We start from the raw sequence: 19,137 nt of genomic DNA, 5'->3' as shown, positions 1-19,137 counted from the left end.
GATGGATAATTTGCGGACTTGGTGGCAAGGGCTCGCATCGCGCGAGCAGCAGTTAGTAGGCTTTTGCTCGGTATTTTTAGTCATTGGTATTTTTTATTGGGGTGTTTGGACGCCGATTGCCAATGCTGAAGCCGATGCATTACGTAACCTCAATGCACAGCAACAGACGTTGAACTATGTAAAACAAACGGCGAATAAAATAGCGAGTCTTAAGCAGAACGGTGCTAAGCCAACTACGTCGGGCAGTTTAAGCTCAGTGGTTAACCAAACTGCGGGCAATTATGGGTTAGTGATTACTCGCATGCAACCCCAAGGCGATAAGATCCAAGTGTGGATGGACGATGTTCCTTTTGATGCCTTGTTAGGTTATTTGAGTGAGTTAGTGCAGAAGAAAGGACTTTCGCTCGAAAGTGTTGATTTGGCTGAGGCTGATGTACCTGGCTATGTCAAAGTGAGACGTATCCAATTAGCGCAATAAATTAAGGTGTAGCTGTGAGTTTGATAAAAAAAGTCATCATAGGCGTACTGATTTATTTAATGTTTTTAGTCGTTCTATTCCCCGCTAAGATTGCGATAGCGTTAGCCCCATTGCCCGCGAATATCAGTGTTTCGGGTGTGAGTGGCAGTATTTGGTCTGGCAGCATAGAAACCTTAAGTATGCCGCAGCGCCAGGTAGAGCAAGTGCGTTGGGATCTGAGTCCTTGGGCGCTATTTTTAGGTAAAGTGAAAGTTGATTTTCAAGTGGGTAGCCGCGCAACACCTGTCAGTGCTAAGGGATTAATTTCTTGGTCTATGGGAGGCTTAAGTGCGAAGGGGTTACGTTTCGAAGCGCCGGATAGCTTTTTACTCGGCAATGCAAAACTGCCTTTTAAAACCGAAATATCCGGTGAAGTCAGCCTATTAGTCGAGACGTTAGAGCAAGGTAAGCCTTGGTGCGAGCAGCTGTCTGGTAAGCTGTTTTTGAATCAAACCAATGTTAAGAATCAGTTTGGTAACTATCCTCTAGGTAATATTGAACTCGGACTGAGTTGTGTCGAAGGCAAAGCGCAATTGGCCACAGATGAAACCAAGAACCAGCTTGGTATTGTTGGTACCTTACAGTTAGATGAAGGCAATATGGTGAAGGTTGAGGCTAAGATTAAAGAAACGGCAGAGCAACCGGAAGATATGCGTGAGTCGCTGAATATTTTAGGTAAGCGTGGTGCGGATGGTTATTTCCCTGTGGTATATCAGGGGCGGATCCCTGGGTTATAGTGCTGTTTTAGATGAGCACTTAAACTTAATGTGAGTGCTCAGATGTGAAGGCCGTAATGCGAGAGTTGTGATAAAACGTTCGATCATAAAACAACGCGATGAATAGAAACGAAGGCACCTTAGGTGCCTTTTTTATAGTCTTTTTTATCGCGTTAGATCAGTCAGTAGTGAGTGATAGTCGGTAATCGCGGGGAAATCGTGAAAGACTTTGATTGGTTTTTTACTGTCTGGGTTAGCAATCCCCAATTGATGGCCCACGCCAGCAAGTTTAGCGGCCTTGAGTATGGCTTCGCTGTCGTCGATAAAGAGACAGCGACTTGGCTCAAGTTGAAACTTTTCAAACAAGGTGAGCCAGAATTGTGGGTGTTCCTTAGGGTAACCCGTCTCGTGGCTGGAGATCATGGCATCGAGCCCCGCGGCCAGATCGGTATGTTCAAGCTTTAGGGCAAGACTCTTAGGATGCGCATTGGTCACTAGGATGCGCCGTTTACCTGCAGAGGCTAAGGCCGCTAAAAATGGCATGCTGTCTTGGCGCAGTTGAATACGATCCACTAAAGTGCGGTGCAAGCCCATAATGTCGAGCTGCAGTTGCTCCTGCCAATAATCGAGACAGTACCAATCGAGCGTGCCTACGACTTTCTCATAGGCGTTCACAACTAATTGCTGCGCTTCGTTGTGGCTCAAACCTTGTTGTCGACTCAATTCCTGCGGTACTAAATTCAGCCAAAAATGATTGTCGAAGTGCAAATCCAATAGGGTGCCATCCATATCGAGCAGAACCGTATCGATAGTCTTCCAGTTAAACATGGGTATTTCCTATTTTTGCAAAACTGAATCACGCTTAGCATTGATTGTTGCACTGCGTAATACTCAGTGATGACGATGATTCGAGTCACTTGTATGCTTAAATCTTTGTGCTAGTCTTGGATGATTAATTATTTTTAGTCTGAAAATTAAGCGGTTGGATATGGATATCTGTTCTTTTGCCCTATTAGCTCAAGTTTCAAACCCCCTTAGTTTACAGCAAGAGTTGAATGCTTTGCTGCAACAAGACTGGTTACCCCATGTAAATCAGCGTGATTATATGGGTGGTTGGGATGTTCTCGTCTTACGCTGTGCAGCAGAGTATCGCGGTGCTCATCCTATCTTGCAAGCCTTCTCAATTTCTACCGGTCAGCACTGGCAAGATTTGCCTCAACTCGAATCGAGCCCTGCGTTATGCCATTTTCTACAATCTTTAGCCTGCCCAGTGAAATCCGTGCGTTTGATGCGCTTACATGCGGGGGCAGAAATCAAACCCCATAGAGATCAAGGACTCTGCCTAGAACAAGGCGAGGCAAGACTGCATTTGCCACTGCAAACGAATGAGCAACTCAACTTTTACGTGGACGATAAACGTGTACCCATGCAGGCCGGAGAGCTTTGGTATATCAATGCCGACCAAGTCCATTGGGTTGAAAATAAAGGGCAGGATGCGCGGATCAATTTAGTGATTGATTGCGAGGTCAATACTTGGTTAAGGGAGTTAATCGATGCTGCAAAGATCAGAGCTTGAATTAGGGCATAGTTTGGATGTAGCTGTATTAACTCAGTTTGCTAATTCGCTACTGCTGTCAACCTCAGCAGGGGAGTCTAAACGGCTCATTGATCCCATGCTGAAGCAGTTGTGCCAAATAGCGGCAGTGGAGTTACACCCCGAGTCTTTTTTGGATACTGAGGCGAGCCATACGCCTTTTGGTAAGGCGGTGTCATTCACTACCGCGGCGCAGTGTGCCGAAGATCCCGAACGGGGTCGAGTCTTTATACAAGGGATTTATCAAGCAATACAAGATCGTCTAAAGGCTCATCCCGGGCAGATTGTGAACATCTTATATGCGGGGACTGGGCCTTTTGCTTGGTTATTATTACCTCTGCTGCCGTTATTTTCTGCGAGTCAAATTCAAGTGACCTTGCTCGACATTCATCAAGCCTCGTTAGATAAAGTCACCAAGCTTATTGAACACTTTGATTTGGCTGATCGTGTGGTGGAGAGTGCCTGTGCGGACGCCACGCTTTGGCAGCCAAATACAGTCGTAAAGTTTGATGTGATTCTTTCCGAAACCATGAAGCACTTGTTGCAACAGGAGCCGCAAGTGCAAATTTTTACCCATTTACAGGCGTATCTTGCAGATGATGGTGTGCTCATCCCGCAAAATATTGAGTTAGACGCTTGGCTTGAGTGTCGTACTGTGCAGGATTTTGTGGAGACGCATTATTTAGGACCTTTGTTTGCACTCAACCTGCAAACTGCGCGCTTACTTGCCAGTGGAGACCGTAGCTTCTTGGCTGGTACTTTACTGCTCCCCGATTTCACCCCGAGTGCGGTAACGCTTAAGTTCACGACTTCCGTTCAAGTCTATGGTAATTCCACGCTGAGCGAATACCAATCTCAACTCACGTTACCTCGATATCGACGTGAACATTGGCTTAAGCCACTCTCATGCCTTGCTTTTCGATATGAGCAGGGTACTCATCCCGATTTTGTGTTTGATGTTATAGAGCAAAAACCAGTGCTGGTGTCGAGTGACGATCTGAGCTGCTTAGGCATTTATCATTTGCAGCGGCTTTGGCAAAAGATACAGCTACGCAAACGGGGAGTGCCATTCACTGAACTGGCTAATGAATGGCACTTAGATAAAACCTTGCTGGATCTTTGTGGAATAGGGCTAGAGCCGGGTCTAAGAGCTTTATATCAAAACGATCATCAGTCAGCTTTTGTTGCTTACATTCAGCAAATCGCCAAGCTGACAGCCGCGGATATTGCAGGGATTAATCAGCAATTAGGCGCTATTTTCCATGGATTAACGCCATCGGTCACTGTACCAGAAGTCGAAGACTTCAATTCAGCGGAGGTTGAAGACTCAAATCCGGCGGCAGTACTCAGTGAGTCACAACTCAATTTTTGGCAAAGTGAAGGCTACTTAGTGATCCCGCAAGTACTCACGGCAGAGCAATGCGCCGCAACTCGAGATTTTATTTGGCAGCAGTTAGGAGCCAATGAACAAGATCCCACCACTTGGTATCAACCTCATGAGTTTATGCAGAAAATCATGCTACAACTGTTTCGCCATCCGCAACTGGACGCGAATCGACAAGTCCCCAAAATCCGTCAAGTGTTTGAACAATTGTGGCAGCAAACGGATTTAGTTATGACAACCGATAGAGTCAGCTTTAATCCACCAGAAACGCCAACTTGGCATTTCCCCGGTCCTGATATGCACTGGGATATGCCGCTACAGCTCCCCGTTAAGTTTGCGACTCAAGGGTTAATTTATTTAACCGATACCAGTGCGGAACAAGGCGCATTCTGTTGTGTCCCCGGATTTCATCTCAAGATTGAGGAGTGGCTTCTCGAACAGAACAAGCCTGACATTGAGCTTCAGCAACAGGATTGGCATCGCTGGCAAGTAAAACCTATAGCGGCTAAAGCGGGCGATTTAATCATTTGGCACCATGCCTTGCCCCACGGCGCCAGTCCTAATCGTGGGACGTTACCGCGTATGGTGCAATACATTAACTTTTACCCTATGGCATCCTAATGGTTGATTTTAAAGAACAACAGCAACGCTATTGGTTGTTAGTTCATAATCCAGCCGCCCTGAGGGAGCTTGGCAAGGTTATGACTCTCACCAACTTTTGCCAATATTTGCGGCTTTTTTGGCACTTACCAGACTGTGGTGATGATACGTTACTGGCTATCTTGCATACTGGTAATCGACAAAGGATAGAGCCGGATTATTCACTCTTCTGCCAGTTTTGGGCGCCAACTGACTATGACCCTAAACGCAGAGTATTAGAGTGGATGTCCGCCGCAGAAAAACCGATTCATCCTTTCTACTCGGAGCATATTTCTGCCGTGCGGGGTCAGTTATTGTCCGCCTTGATCAAACCTCAAACTGCTCTGTTACCAGTGCCAAATCTTTCAGGGCTAGTAGAACAAGTGCAGCCTGCCGGATTTATATTTCACCTCTCCCGCTGTGGATCTACCTTAGTGTCGCGCAGTTTTGCGGGGTTATCTAAATGCAGGGCGTTATCTGAATCGCCTTTGCTGACTCAAGTGCTATTGGACAGGAGCCTATCAGACACACAAAGACGTGCAGCTTTAATATTTTGCATTAACACCGAAGGTCAGTTGTTTCATCCTGAACAGCATTTGTTGATTAAATGGAATGCGTGGGATTTGCAGTTTTGGCCATTGATCCTATCACTTTATCCTCAAGTTCCCGTGTTATTGCTACTTAGGGACCCCGTCGAGATCTTAGCCTCACAGCAAAAGTCTGCTGGATATCATATGGTGCGACAACCGTCTCGACCTTTATTCCTTGAATTATCAGTACCAGAGGAGGGGGAGTTGATACTGGATTATCAATGTAAGGTATTGCGCTTGTTATTGGGTTATGGGTTAGAGATGAGTCAGCGTAACCAAGTGATGGTCGTGGATTATAAGGAGTTGTTACCCGCGATAGCGAATAAAATCGCAAACTGGTTTTCGTTGGCTCTCTCTAAAGAAGAGTGCAGCCAAGTCGAACAATGTCAGTTAATACATGCTAAAACAGCCACGCAGCCCTTTGTAGCAGATTCACAATCTAAACAAAGTTTTTTTTCGGCTAAGCAAAAAGAACAGATCCACCGTTATTGTAACTGGTCTAATCTTCACCTTTTTGAAACCAAAAGTTAACATAAATATTGTATTTTTGTGTGATGTGAACTAGCTTTAGCCAACTATCTATATTAAAAAATATCAGCAAGTTAACGTTTTTATCCTAGGGATGGAAAATGCAATCATGTCATTTCAAGCCGTTAGCCGTTTTATTCTGCGAACGCATTCCCCTGAGCCATTCTTTAAACCTGTCATTCGATTTGTTGAGTTTTGCCCGTTAACCCCGAGCTGCCACGACGAATTAAAGAACTATAAAGCGCTGTTAGAGTTACTTATTACAGGGAATGTATTTGATGGTAGAAGACATAGTATTACCTAAAGCCTATTCATTGCGTTATGCGTATAAAAATGACGATGCTTTTGTATTTTCACTATTTTGTTCTGCAAGGACGGAACTGTCTCTATTACCACTTTCCCCACAGCAACGAGAGTTGTTCGTGCAACAACAATACCGCTTACAGCAAGCGGGTTACGCAGCCCAATATCCTCAAGCCATGACTCTGATCATTGAATATCAATCAATTTCTATTGGCAAAATCATACTTAATCCCTCTGTTAACGGTGTGCATATCGTTGACTTTGTCATCGCGCCGCAATTTCGTGGCTATGGTTATGGTTCAGTCATTTTGGACTCGGTAAAAGCCTATGCCCAAGCAAAAGAGGCGAGTGTGAGTCTGAGTGTTGATCGACAAAATATGCGTGCGAAACAGTTATATCTTCGTTTGGGTTTCTCACCTTTTGAAATATCACCTACTCAAGAGTGGCTATCGTGGCCATCACCATAGGTAGTGTTGTTTGAGGGAAGAGGAAAGCGTGTGTAATCAAACAGATGATGTATAGATAGGTTTATTTTTATTAAGGAGTCATGGATGTCTGATTTTTTTCTCGGAGAAATTAAGCTTCTCCCATACAACTGGGCACCTAAGTATTGGACTTTGTGTGCAGGGCAATTATTGCCAATCAACACCAACCAAGCGCTTTTTTCACTCTTGGGTACGACCTACGGTGGCGACGGTATTAATACTTTTGCGTTGCCGGATTTACGTGGTCGCGTACCAGTTCACCCTAATGTTAGTGCAGGTTTGCCTCAGGGCAGTAAGGCGGGTGTTGAAAATGTAACCCTAGTACCTAACAACCTGCCAGTACACAATCACCTTGTGATGGCCAGTTCTACTGCCGGCGATACCACGTTGTTTGCAGGCAATAATATTGCCGCCGCCAAAAATGCAGCAGGTGAGGTCAATTTGTATGGGTCCGCTGCAAGTTTACAAGGGTTGGACCCTGCAACGGTATCCAGTACTGGCGGCAATCAAGCCCATGAAAATTGTCAGCCTTCACTGGTAATGAATTATTGCATTGCCACTCAAGGCATTTACCCTTCACGTAACTAGAGGAGAATCACTATGGATCCTTATATCGGTGATATCCGTCTTTTTGCGGGTAGTTTTGCACCTAGAGGTTGGATGTTGTGCGCTGGTCAGCTATTAAGTATTAGTGAGCAAAGCACTCTTTTCGCAATTATCGGAACCACTTATGGTGGTGATGGGGTAACAACATTTCAATTGCCGGATTTGCGCGGTCGCCTTCCGGTTGGGCAGGGTAATGGCCCTGGTCTGACTCCCCGTGTTATCGGTCAGCAGTTTGGTGTTGAATCCGTGACCTTATTAACGCCGCAAATACCTTCACACAGTCATAGTTTGTCGGCGAGCACAGCAAGTTCCTCCACATCACCCAGCCCTACGGGTAATGTCTTTGCTCATAGTAATACCGATAATATTTATGCTCCTTTGCCATCTAGCGGTGCCGATCTCCAAGTTATGAATGCACTCAGTGTGCAAGCTTCTGGGGGAACACAACCACACAATAACATCATGCCTACTACAGCGATAAATTACATCATATGTATTGAAGGCATTTTCCCATCGCGTAATTAAGGAGCGAAATTATGGATCCATTTATTGGTGAAATCCGTTTGTTGCCATTCAGCTTCGCTCCCCACAATTGGGCGCTGTGTAATGGCCAAACATTGTCAATCGCAAGTAATACCGCGTTGTTTTCAATTATAGGAATTACTTATGGTGGCAATGGTACAACCACGTTCCAATTACCTAATTTGCAGGGGCAGGTCGTTGCGGGCGTAGGTCAGGGGCCCGGGCTGAGAACCTGGGATTGGGGCGAACAGTTTGGCGAAAATGGGGTGACGCTGCTTGCCACTGAAATGCCAGCGCACAACCACACGCTGACCGGTTTGAATAATCAGGGGACTTTGCCTTCTCCGGCAGCGAATACCTATCTGGCCAAGGATATTCGTGGTGGCAGTGGTATCGTCAACTATATGCAGACCGCACCGGGTACATTAAATACCGCTATGGCAACACAGACTTTAGGTATAAGTGGTGGTGGTCTACCCCATGAAAACCGTCAGCCATTTCTGGCATTGAATTATTGCATTGCCCTTTATGGTGTATTTCCGGCACGCAATTAATTGATGAATGATCCCCGGCATGTTTGTCGGGAAGTTTTTTATAAATATTTTTAATTAGTAAGTCACATTGATGCCAAACAAATTACATTTTATTTCAGGTTTACCGCGTGCAGGCTCGACGTTGCTTGCAGGTATACTCCGGCAAAATCCACGCTTTCATGCGGCTATGAGTAGCCCTGTAGCAGGGCTTGTTAATGGCGCCCTCGAACAAATGGGGGCTGGTAGTGAGTCCTATTCATTTTTCGATGAACATAAGCGTAAGGTCATTTGTCGGGCATTAATTGATGCTTATTACCAAGATAAAAACCATCCGGTGATTTTCGACACTAATCGTCACTGGACTGCTCGTTTGCACCAATTGGTAGAGTTGGTTGATGATTTTAAAGTGATTTGTTGTGTGCGTAATCCGGCTTGGATTATGGATAGTTTTGAAGTGATTTACCGTAAAAACCCTTTTGATTACAGCCGTATGTTCAATTCGGCCTCGCGCCAGACTGTGTATAGCCGCTGCGAGTCATTAATCAATGCTGGTGGCGCGGTTGGAAGTGCATGGACGGCACTAAAGGAAGCCTATTACGGCGAGTTTTCTGATCGCTTGCTATTAGTGGATTATGATCTGCTTACCCAGCATCCGGCACGCACGCTGGAGTTAATCTATCGTTTTATTGGCGAACCGCAATTCGAACACGATTTTAATCATGTCGAATATGCTGAAAATGAGTTTGACCACAATCTTGGGGTCAAAGGTTTGCATAGCGTTAAGCGGAAAGTGGAATACAAAAGTAGGCGCAGTATTTTACCGCCTGACTTATTTATGAAGTATCAAGAAATGGACTTCTGGCTGGATAGTACTGGCACTGCAGCCAATATTATTGCAAGTAAAAAACCTGTAGCACCTAACGCAAAAAATGAAGGGAATCACTTATCATGAGACACGCACTGCTTAGTGGGCTTTCCTCGCTGTTATTACCATTCGGACTCTATGGTGCTGGTGCTATTGCAGCGCCGAGTTATCAGCGATCCTATTTGAGTTCATCGATAAGTGCATCGACCGATCTATTATTGCGTTCAGACACCTCTTTACCACAGGATCTAATTGATTTATCTGGCGATCAACTGGATATCCAGAGTGCACATCCGGTGCGTGAGCTGGTGATTGTTGATGGCGCAGTGGCTGAAGCTGATAAATCGGTATTGCGTCGCGCCCTTAAACCTAGTGTTCAATTGGTAGAGTTAGATTCTTCTATCGCTGGATTACCGCAATTAATTAATGTACTTGATGGTCACAAAAATCTCGCTGCTATTCATGTGGTTTCCCACGCACAAGCTGGTGTGATACTGCTAGGCAATTCACGTATTACCCCAGAGACAATCCAGCAAGAAGTGCAGGCATTTGCTGCGCTAAAAGGCGCGGTGCGTGAAGGTGGCGATTTATTATTTTATGGTTGTGATCTGGCCGCGAATGAAAGCGGTGAAGCGCTGCTGGATATCATCAGCAATAACACGGGTTTGGATATTGCCGCCTCCAATAATTTAACCGGTAATGCCGAATTACAAGGCGACTGGGATTTAGAAGTTACCCGCGGAAATATTGAATCTACTTTGGCGTTTTCTGAGAAGGCGTTAAGGGATTTTTCGGGTGTGCTAGCGCCATTTACCGGAACAATTAATTTTAGCCAAACCAAAAACGCCGGGGACTATTACGGGAATGCAACTGTTAATGCTGAAGTATGGGCCACTGGCACTTCGGGATATTTTCTCATCATCGATGGAGCAACCCGGGCCACTGAACTTTATACCGGCTTGGGTTCCACTGGGCAGGCAGCTTTTACGCTGAATACCGAAAATTCGGTTACATTACGCTTTAATAATAATGAACCGTTTTCGCCGCAATCATTAAAGGTAGCCAATATCGCTGGCGGAGGCGGCACTACCCATTCCTTTACTTTTACCAGCAATAAAGGCAGTTTTTCGCAAAACGTTGTCAATGGAACTCCGGCAACCATCGATCTAACGTCCTTTGGTGCCAATGTTACTTATGTAACCATTTCGTCCACTTTGGTATATGCCTGGCTGGATAATTTTTCTGTTGTAGGCGTTGGTGTAACTGTGGATGAAAATCCACCGGTATTCCAAAACAGTACACCCGCTGTCGGCAGTCAAACCCTGAGTGGCGCCACCTTGTCAGCTGATCTTGATGAGGAAGGTACCGTCTACTACGTAGTGGTAGCCGATGGCGCAGGCGCACCGAGTGCCGCCCAGGTAGTTGCCGGGCAAAATAGCAGTGGCGCGGCTGCGCTCGTCAGTGGCAATTTCACGACCACTGCCACCACTGGCAGCGAAGCTTTCAGCGGTTTATCCTCCGGTACCAACTATGATCTTTATGTTGTTGCGCAAGACGATGAAGGCACTCCCAATGTTCAAGCTTCAGCCACCCTGGTGAACTTCACCACCCAAGGCACTGACGCCGACGCCACCCTCACCGCCGCAGGCGGGGTTGCTGAGCCTGTCGGGCTGGCAACCACCATTGATTCGGTCGGCGAAGCTGTGGATGTTTTTGACTTCACCATCAGCGACGGTGGCACCTCTGATGGTCTTGCGACCACAGTGTCTCAAATTGTTGTCAACGTTAGTGGCACCAGTACCGACGCCGAACGCAGTAAAATTACCTGGCGCCTGAACGGGCCGGATGCCAGCAATGTGACCGGTACTTACAACGCTGGTGCAGATACTATTACCTTCTCTGGCCTGACTATGTCCGTTGCTGACGGGGGCAATGAAACTTACACGGTTAATGCCTACTACAACGACAATACGACGCTCACAGAAGATCACACTATTATTTTGAGTGTGGATGGCGATACCAACCTCACGGTCGGTGGCAGCGGTACGCAAATGGCAAGCGGGCAGAGTGCTGTCACCAATGGCAGCGGCACAACCCTTGATGTGGTCGCTAGCCAGCTAGTCTTTACCACCCAGCCTGCGGGTTCTGTTTCCAGCGCGGCATTGACGACCCAACCTGTTATTGTGGCGCGTGATGCGTTCGGCAATACCGATGTGGACTTCGCCGAAACCCTTACCTTGACCGAGTCCAGTGCGGGAAGCTTAACCAACGCTACTCAAGCGGCGACCGCGGGTGTGGCGACATTTAGCAACCTGACTTATACCGCCACCGCCGATCAGCAAGCATTCACTCTGACCGCGAATGATCAGGATGGCGTTGGTTCAAATTTGCCGACTGTTGATGCCAATTCTGTAACCTCAGATGTAGTAGCCACCCAATTGGTATTCGATACTCAACCTGCACCTACTAGCGTCATTAGCGGTCAGAACACTGCTTTCTCTACTGTGCCAATCGTATCGGCACGCGATGCAAACAGCATTGTGGACACGGGTTATGCTACAGGTATTACCTTGGCGGAAGTTAACGGTGCGGGCAGCGCGACGATCACGGGGACGGGAGATACCGATGGTAATGGTGCCACAGTGTCTATCACTCCCAGCAGTGGCGTATCCACTTTTACCAGTATGCAAATTACCTACACCAATTCTGGCGCGGGTAGTGAAGCTTTCAATTTGCGCGCATCTTCTGGTGGTTTAACCACGGCAGATAGCAGTCAATTAACGGCGTCAACCACGCCGACAGTAACCGATGGCAATATCAGCATTTCAGGGGGGACAGGTTCTGGGGGAGCCTTCAAAATTGGCGATACCGTCACTGTGACTTGGAATAATACCGCTGGCGGCAATAATAATGCCGGAATCACAGGTGTGACTGTCGATTTCTCGCAATTTGGTGGTGGCGCCGCTGTGGCTGCGACGGATAGCAGCGGAACCTGGACGGCAACTTATACTCTCACTTCTGGTGCGATTGATGCATCCAGTCGTAATGTCAGCGTGACCGCAACCAATGCCCAAGGGGACACTACTACTGCTGACACAACCAATGCCGTTGTGGATAACGTTGTGCCAGTTGTCACAGATAACCGTCTTAGCATCAGCGGTGCCACTGGTAACGGAGGTGCCTATAAAATTGGCGATACAGTAACCGCCAGTTGGAATAATACTGCGGGTGGCGATAACAACACCGACACTATCAGCAGTGCTACTGTGGACTTTTCTGCATTTGGTGGCGGTGCTGCGGTGGCGGCGAGCAATAGTAGCAGTACTTGGACAGCAACCTACACTATTACCTCAGGTGCTATTGATGCCACAAACCGCAATATCAGTCTTACTGCGATTGATAACGCGGGCAACACTACAACAACTGCAGACACCAGCAACGCGACAGTCGATAGTATTGCGCCATTGGTATCCGATGTGTATATCGGCATTTCCGGCGGCACTGGTACTGCGGGCGCTTATATCGCCGGCGATACGGTCACGGCTACCTGGAATAACACCGCTGGTGGTGATAACAACAACGACACCATGAATGCTGTGACTGCTGACTTCTCCCAGTTTGGCGGCGGGGCAGCTGTCACGGCAACCAATAACAGCGGTACTTGGACGGCGACTTATACCTTGGTTGCCGGTGCCATTAATGCCTCGAGTCGTAATGTGTCGATCACGGCGACGGATAATGCGGGCAATAGCAAAACCCAGGCTGATAGCAGTAATGCCACAGTGGATAATGTGGTGCCAGCGGTAACCAGTGTCAGCGTTCCGGCTAATGCGACTTATATTACCGGGCAATCCCTCGATTTTACCGTCAATACCAGCGAAGCTATTACTGTTGGTGGCACGCCGCGTATTGCATTGACGCTCGGTGCATCCACTGTGTATGCCAGTTATCTTGCCGGTACTGGCAGCAGCGCATTGACTTTCCGCTATACAGTGCAAAGTGGCGATCTCGATACCGATGGGATAGCGATCGCGGGATCGATAGAAGCCAATGGTGGCACCTTAAAAGAGAGTTCTGGTAATAGCTTGAGCTCAACCTTAAATGCAGTCGGTAGTACCTCGTCCGTCTTAGTGGATGCGATAGCGCCTACTGTGAGTAGCGTCGCGGTCCCTGCGGGTGATACTTATGTGGTTGGAGAAACCTTGAGTTTTACGGTGAGCAGCACTGAAAATGTGACTGTTAATACGGTCGGTGGTACGCCGCGTATCGTCTTGACTATTGGCGGAATAACCCGTTATGCCCCATATATCAGTGGATCCGGAACCTCCAATTTAGTCTTTAGTTATACAGTGCAGTCTGGTGATAACGATACCGATGGTATTGGCTTGGCATCTAGCGTTGATGCCAACGGGGGAACCTTGCTTGACGGTGCGGGTAATAATTTAGCGCTTACGCTTAACTCGGTTGGTTCTACTACCGCGATTCTCGTGGATACAGCCACGCCAACAGTACAGAGTTTTAACCCCTTAGATGGCGATGTTGGGGTGGCAGTTGGTGCCAATTTTGTGCTGACCATGAATGAAAGTATTCAACTCGGTAGCGATAATATCGTTATTTACAACACCGACGATGTGCCCGTAGCGACGATTGATGTGGGTTCACCTGCTGGACAGTTAACGATAACGGCGGGTGTGTTGACTATTAACCCAACCGCTAATCTAGTGGAAAATACCAGTTATTACATTCAAATCGCCAATGGGGCTATTACTGACTTGGCGGGTAACCTTTACGCTGGGATTAGCAATAAAACCGATTGGAACTTTACCGTTGCCGATGTTACACCGCCGGTGGTGACTGGGATTGTCGTAACGGGATCACCCGTAGTGAATGCTGCTAGCCTAGTGTTTACTGTGAGTTTTGATGAGGTAGCGAGCAATCTATCTGCCGATGATTTTGTGCTCACGGCAACAGGCTCGGCAAGTGGCAGTATTGCCAGCGTTTCTGCGGCATCTGGCACAAGTGTTGATGTGACTGTGAATACTGTGAGCGGCACTGGTAACCTGAGACTCGATGTCAAGGCGAATTCCAATATCCAAGATGCTTCCGGTAATGGCGATGGAACCAATGGCTATACCGCCGCTTATACTGGTGGCACAAGTCATGCGGTCGATCGCGATGCGCCTTTAGCACCTTCGGGGCTCGATCTTGCTACGGCTTCCGATTCCGGGATCAGCAGCACAGATAATTTAACCAGCGATACCACTCCGACACTCACAGGCAACGCTGAGGCGAATAGTAGTGTGACGCTCACGAGCAGCATCGATGGTGTATTGGGTACCACAACTGCAGATGGTTCTGGAAATTGGTCGTTTACCACGCCACTATTAACCAGCAATTCCGCGCATAACATTACGGCCACTGCGACCGATGTTGCGGGCAATACTGGCGCGGTGTCGACGGCACTTGCGCTTACGCTCGATACACAAATCCCCACGATAACCAGCTCGGCTCCCGCAGGAGGTGCCGCGGCCGCGGATGCCAGTGTGATATTCAATCTCGCCTTTAGTGAATCTGTGAATAGTCTGACGACGGATGATTTTGCTCTGGCGAGCACAGGCACTGCATCTGGCACTATTTCGAGCGTTTCTGCTAGCTCTGGAACTGGTGTTGTCGTCACTGTTAATGGCATATCGGGTACGGGTAGTCTGAAGGTAGGCCACACAACGAGTGATATTGTTGATGATGCGGGTAATGCACTCGGTACCTATAGTGCTGGCACTGCACACTCTGTCGATACGGATGCACCAACTATTTCGGGTGTCAGTTTTGACCAGACGTCGGTGACTCAGGCAAATCAAAATGCGATTAGCCTGACCTTAGCGAGTGCGGAGGTGGGAACCAGCGCAAATTACACTATTACTGGCAGTTCAGGCACGCCTGTTACAGGATCTATTGCGGTCGCAAGTGCGTCACAACAGATCGTCAATATAGACGTGAGCGGCTTAGGGGATGGCACTCTGACAGTGAGCCTTACCCTGACCGATGCGGCGGGTAATGTTTCTAGTCCCGCAGTGACCGATACCATATCGAAGGATGCTGTAATTCCCGCAGTGAATATGGTTAATGTTAACGATGGCCATTATGGGGTCGGCAGTGCTATTGATATCACTCTCACTCTGACCGAGGATGTAACGGTTTCTGGCACACTTTCTACGCTGACGCTCGATATTGATGGTGTGGCTCGTCAAGCGGTATTCGTATCAGCTACCAGCGGTGTGCTGACCTATAGATATACAGTCCAAGCGGGCGATAACACGGGGGCGAGTGGTTTAATTGTCGATGCTAATGGCATAGTGCTTAATGGTGACACCATGCGGGATACGGGCAGCAACGATGCCGATTTAAGCTATAGCCAGTGGGACAGTGTCAATGTAATTGTCGATACGACTGCCCCCGTCGATCCTATTGTTACTACGCCTGCTGGCACTATAAGTACCAATCTGGCAACGACATTGATCAGCGGAACGCACGCTGACGATGGGGTGACAATCAGCCTCTATGCCGATGTGGATAATGACGGTGTTGCCGATAACGCGACTGTGTTGGATGACACTATAGTGGTCGCGGGCACTTGGACTCTGAGTGCCTCATTATCGACGGACAGCGACAATAATTTCGTTGTGATTGCCAGCGATGCAGCGAGCAATGTTTCCGCACCCCAGAATGTCCCTACTATTACTCAAGACGCCACTGTTCCTGTCGCACCTTCTGCGCCTGATCTCGATGCGGCAAGCGATTCAGGTGTGAGTTCAACGGATAATATCACCAAGAATACGACTCTCATACTGACTGGCACGGCAGAGGCCGGCGCCAGCGTTGTCCTTAGCAGCCATCTTGATGGAGTGCTTGGTACAGTCAATGCGGATGGTAGTGGTGACTGGAGTGTCAACGCAACGAGCGTGAGCCCTGGAACCCATAGCATCACAGCGGTAGCGACAGATATTGCAGGAAATAGCAGTGTTGCATCGAGTGCCCTTTCTGTGACTATTGATACGAGTGCACCCACTTCCTCGGCAATTGCTCATCAAAACATTCAACCTGGCGAGAGCTCATCTACGCTCGCATTTACTATTACCGATGATGTAACCGCTGCAACGGATATCCTAGTAACGCCAGCGAGTTCTGATACCTCTGTGGTTCCACTTGCGGATGTTGTATTGGCAGGAAGCGATGCTGATAGAGGTGTGACTGTGACTGCGCTGGGATCGGGCACGAGCACCATCACCCTGACGCTAGTAGATATTGCGGGTAATTCTAGCACTCGGACCTTCGATGTTGTGGTGAATAGTGTACCCACTATTTTAGGGACACCTGCGACCAATGTGGCTCAAGGTACACTTTATAACTTTATGCCCATCGCAGCAGACGCGGACGGTAATAGTTTAGTCTTTGATATTACGAATCGACCTTCGTGGGCGAGCTTTAATACAGCTACGGGGGCATTGAGCGGTACGCCGAGCAATGCAGATGTTGGTACGACGACGGCAATTGTGATCAGTGCGAGTGATGGAGTGCTCAGTGCGAGCCTGCCCGCTTTCAATCTCACTGTGACGAACGTCAACGATGCACCGACGATTAGTTCGATGGCGATGACGGCGGCAACCCAAGATGTCGCGTACAGCTACACCTTGACTGCAATTGATTCTGATGTGGGTGATGTATTAACGCTGAGTGCCATCAATAAACCGAGTTGGTTAAGTTTCAACTCGATGACAGGGTTACTCAGTGGTACGCCGAGCAATGCGGATGTGGGCAGTCATGCTGTGTTACTGCGAGTGACGGACACGGATGGCTTAACGGCTCAGCAAAGCTTTAGTATCACGGTGACTAACGTCAACGATGCACCGACGATTAGTTCAATGGCGATGACGGCAGCAACTCAAGATGCGGCGTACAGTTACACCTTGACTGCAACTGACTCCGATACCGGTGACAGTTTAACCTTGAGCGCAGTGACCAAACCGAGCTGGTTGAGTTTCAACGCGGTGACAGGGTTACTCAGTGGTACGCCGAGCAATGCGGATGTGGGCAGTCACGCAGTCACCTTACGAGTGACGGACACGGATGGCTTAACGGCTGAGCAAAGCTTTAGTATCACGGTGACTAACGTCAACGATGCGCCAACGATTAGTTCAATGGCGGTGACGGCAGCAACCCAAGATGCGGCGTACAGCTACAACTTAGTGGCCAGCGACTCTGATACTGGCGACAGCTTAACGCTGAGCGCAGTGACTAAACCGAGCTGGTTGAGCTTCAACGCGGCGACGGGTTTACTCAGTGGTACGCCAGGCAATACGGATGTGGGCAGTCACGCGGTCACCTTACGAGTGACGGACACAGATGGCTTAACGGCTGAGCAGTCCTTTAGCATTACAGTGACAAACGTCAACGATGCGCCGACGATTAGTTCAACGGCGGTGACGGCTGCGACCCAAGATGCGGCGTACAGCTACAGCTTGACTGCAACTGACTCCGATACCGGTGACAGTTTAACCTTGAGCGCAGTGACCAACCCAAGCTGGTTGAGTTTCAACGCGGCGACGGGTTTACTCAGTGGTACGCCAGGCAATGCGGATGTGGGCAGTCATGCGGTCACCTTACGAGTGACGGACACAGATGGCTTAACGGCTGAGCAGTCCTTTAGCATTACAGTGACAAACGTCAACGATGCGCCGACGATTAGTTCAACGGCCATCACAGCCGCCACTCAAGATGCGGCGTACAGCTACAACTTAGTGGCCAGCGACTCTGATACCGGCGACAGCTTAACGCTGAGCGCAGTGACCAAACCGAGCTGGTTGAGTTTCAACGCGGCGACGGGTTTACTCAGTGGCACGCCGAGCAATGCGGATGTGGGCAGTCACGCTGTCACCTTACGAGTGACGGACACGGATGGCTTAACGGCTGAGCAGTCCTTTAGCATCACGGTGACAAACGTCAACGATGCGCCGACGATTAGTTCGACGGCGGTGACGGCGGCAACCCAAGATGCGGCGTACAGYTACAACTTAGTGGCCAGCGACTCYGATACYGGCGACAGCTTAACCTTGAGCGCAGTGACCAAACCGAGCTGGTTGAGCTTCACTGCGGCGACGGGTTTACTCAGTGGCACGCCGAGCAATGCGGATGTGGGCAGTCACGCTGTCACCTTACGAGTGACGGACACAGATGGCTTAACGGCTGAGCAGTCCTTTAGCATTACAGTGACAAACGTCAACGATGCGCCAACGATTAGTTCGATGGCGATGACGGCGGCAACCCAAGATGTCGCGTACAGCTACACCTTGACTGCAATTGATTCTGATGTGGGTGATGTATTAACGCTGAGTGCCATCAATAAACCGAGTTGGTTAAGTTTCAACTCGATGACAGGTTTGCTCAGTGGTACGCCGAGCAATGCGGATGTGGGCAGTCACGCAGTCACCTTACGAGTGACGGACACGGATGGCTTAACGGCTGAGCAAAGCTTTAGTATCACGGTGACTAACGTCAACGATGCGCCAACGATTAGTTCAATGGCGGTGACGGCGGCAACCCAAGATGCGGCGTACAGTTACAACTTAGTGGCCAGCGACTCCGATACTGGCGACAGCTTAACCTTGAGCGCAGTGACCAACCCAAGCTGGTTGAGTTTCAACGCGGCGACGGGTTTACTCAGTGGTACGCCAGGCAATGCGGATGTGGGCAGTCATGCGGTCACCTTACGAGTGACGGACACAGATGGCTTAACGGCTGAGCAGTCCTTTAGCATTACAGTGACAAACGTCAACGATGCGCCGACGATTAGTTCAACGG

At 48.6% G+C, this 19,137-nt stretch carries 13 protein-coding genes; 12 read left to right on the top strand and 1 reads right to left on the bottom strand.

Annotated features, from left to right (window positions below):
* Position 1 precedes the first annotated feature (1 nt).
* Together L5L77_RS07325 and L5L77_RS07320 are read left to right on the top strand one after the other, a co-directional pair.
* A complete protein-coding gene (locus tag L5L77_RS07325) occupies positions 2-478 on the top strand; it encodes a type II secretion system protein M (RefSeq protein ID WP_105251002.1) in 477 nt (158 codons plus the stop codon).
* 14 nt (positions 479-492) lie between these two features.
* A complete protein-coding gene (locus L5L77_RS07320; RefSeq protein ID WP_263222469.1) occupies positions 493-1,254 on the top strand; it encodes a type II secretion system protein N in 762 nt (253 codons plus the stop codon).
* 144 nt (positions 1,255-1,398) lie between these two features.
* Here L5L77_RS07320 and yrfG read toward each other — a convergent pair whose 3' ends face one another.
* Positions 1,399-2,061: a GMP/IMP nucleotidase gene (yrfG, locus tag L5L77_RS07315; protein WP_263222467.1), complete on the bottom strand. Its 663-nt coding sequence runs from the start codon at positions 2,059-2,061 to the stop codon at positions 1,399-1,401.
* Positions 2,062-2,221: 160 nt separating this feature from the next.
* Between yrfG and L5L77_RS07310 the strand changes: the two genes are divergently transcribed.
* The 10 genes from L5L77_RS07310 to L5L77_RS07265 form a co-directional block, all read left to right on the top strand.
* Positions 2,222-2,809, top strand: coding sequence for an aspartyl/asparaginyl beta-hydroxylase domain-containing protein (locus L5L77_RS07310; RefSeq protein ID WP_173242591.1), 588 nt, complete (start codon positions 2,222-2,224; stop codon positions 2,807-2,809).
* Positions 2,787-4,832 carry a phytanoyl-CoA dioxygenase family protein gene (locus L5L77_RS07305; RefSeq protein ID WP_263192117.1) on the top strand — a complete coding sequence of 682 codons (2,046 nt, stop codon included), beginning with the start codon at positions 2,787-2,789 and terminating at the stop codon, positions 4,830-4,832. Before L5L77_RS07310 ends, L5L77_RS07305 begins: the two co-directional genes overlap by 23 nt.
* The gene (locus L5L77_RS07300) at positions 4,832-5,971 is read left to right on the top strand and encodes a sulfotransferase family protein (protein ID WP_263192116.1); all 1,140 of its coding nucleotides are present in this window, start codon (positions 4,832-4,834) and stop codon (positions 5,969-5,971) included. Before L5L77_RS07305 ends, L5L77_RS07300 begins: the two co-directional genes overlap by 1 nt.
* Positions 5,972-6,077: 106 nt before the next feature.
* On the top strand, positions 6,078-6,272 hold the full coding sequence (locus L5L77_RS07295) for a hypothetical protein (RefSeq protein ID WP_263192115.1): 195 nt from the start codon (positions 6,078-6,080) through the stop codon (positions 6,270-6,272).
* Positions 6,247-6,738 carry a GNAT family N-acetyltransferase gene (locus tag L5L77_RS07290; protein ID WP_263222464.1) on the top strand — a complete coding sequence of 164 codons (492 nt, stop codon included), beginning with the start codon at positions 6,247-6,249 and terminating at the stop codon, positions 6,736-6,738. The genes L5L77_RS07295 and L5L77_RS07290 overlap by 26 nt, the downstream gene beginning before the upstream one ends.
* 84 nt (positions 6,739-6,822) lie before the next feature.
* Positions 6,823-7,344, top strand: a complete 522-nt coding sequence (locus tag L5L77_RS07285) for a phage tail protein (protein WP_263185009.1) — start codon at positions 6,823-6,825, stop codon at positions 7,342-7,344.
* Positions 7,345-7,356: 12 nt separating this feature from the next.
* Complete coding sequence (locus tag L5L77_RS07280; protein ID WP_263185008.1) at positions 7,357-7,887, top strand: phage tail protein; 531 nt, start codon at positions 7,357-7,359, stop codon at positions 7,885-7,887.
* Between the two features lie 11 nt (positions 7,888-7,898).
* Positions 7,899-8,438, top strand: coding sequence for a phage tail protein (locus tag L5L77_RS07275; protein ID WP_263185007.1), 540 nt, complete (start codon positions 7,899-7,901; stop codon positions 8,436-8,438).
* Between the two features lie 70 nt (positions 8,439-8,508).
* Positions 8,509-9,369 carry a sulfotransferase family protein gene (locus L5L77_RS07270; RefSeq protein ID WP_263185006.1) on the top strand — a complete coding sequence of 287 codons (861 nt, stop codon included), beginning with the start codon at positions 8,509-8,511 and terminating at the stop codon, positions 9,367-9,369.
* The coding region (locus L5L77_RS07265) for a putative Ig domain-containing protein (protein ID WP_263222462.1) at positions 9,366-19,137 on the top strand (9,772 nt) is incomplete at its 3' end. The genes L5L77_RS07270 and L5L77_RS07265, both read left to right, overlap by 4 nt.

This window comes from Shewanella sp. SM29 (assembly GCF_025654245.1).
In the GTDB taxonomy this organism is placed as follows: Bacteria; Pseudomonadota; Gammaproteobacteria; order Enterobacterales; family Shewanellaceae; genus Shewanella; species Shewanella oncorhynchi.
This window is presented reverse-complemented; position numbering and strand designations above follow the sequence as displayed.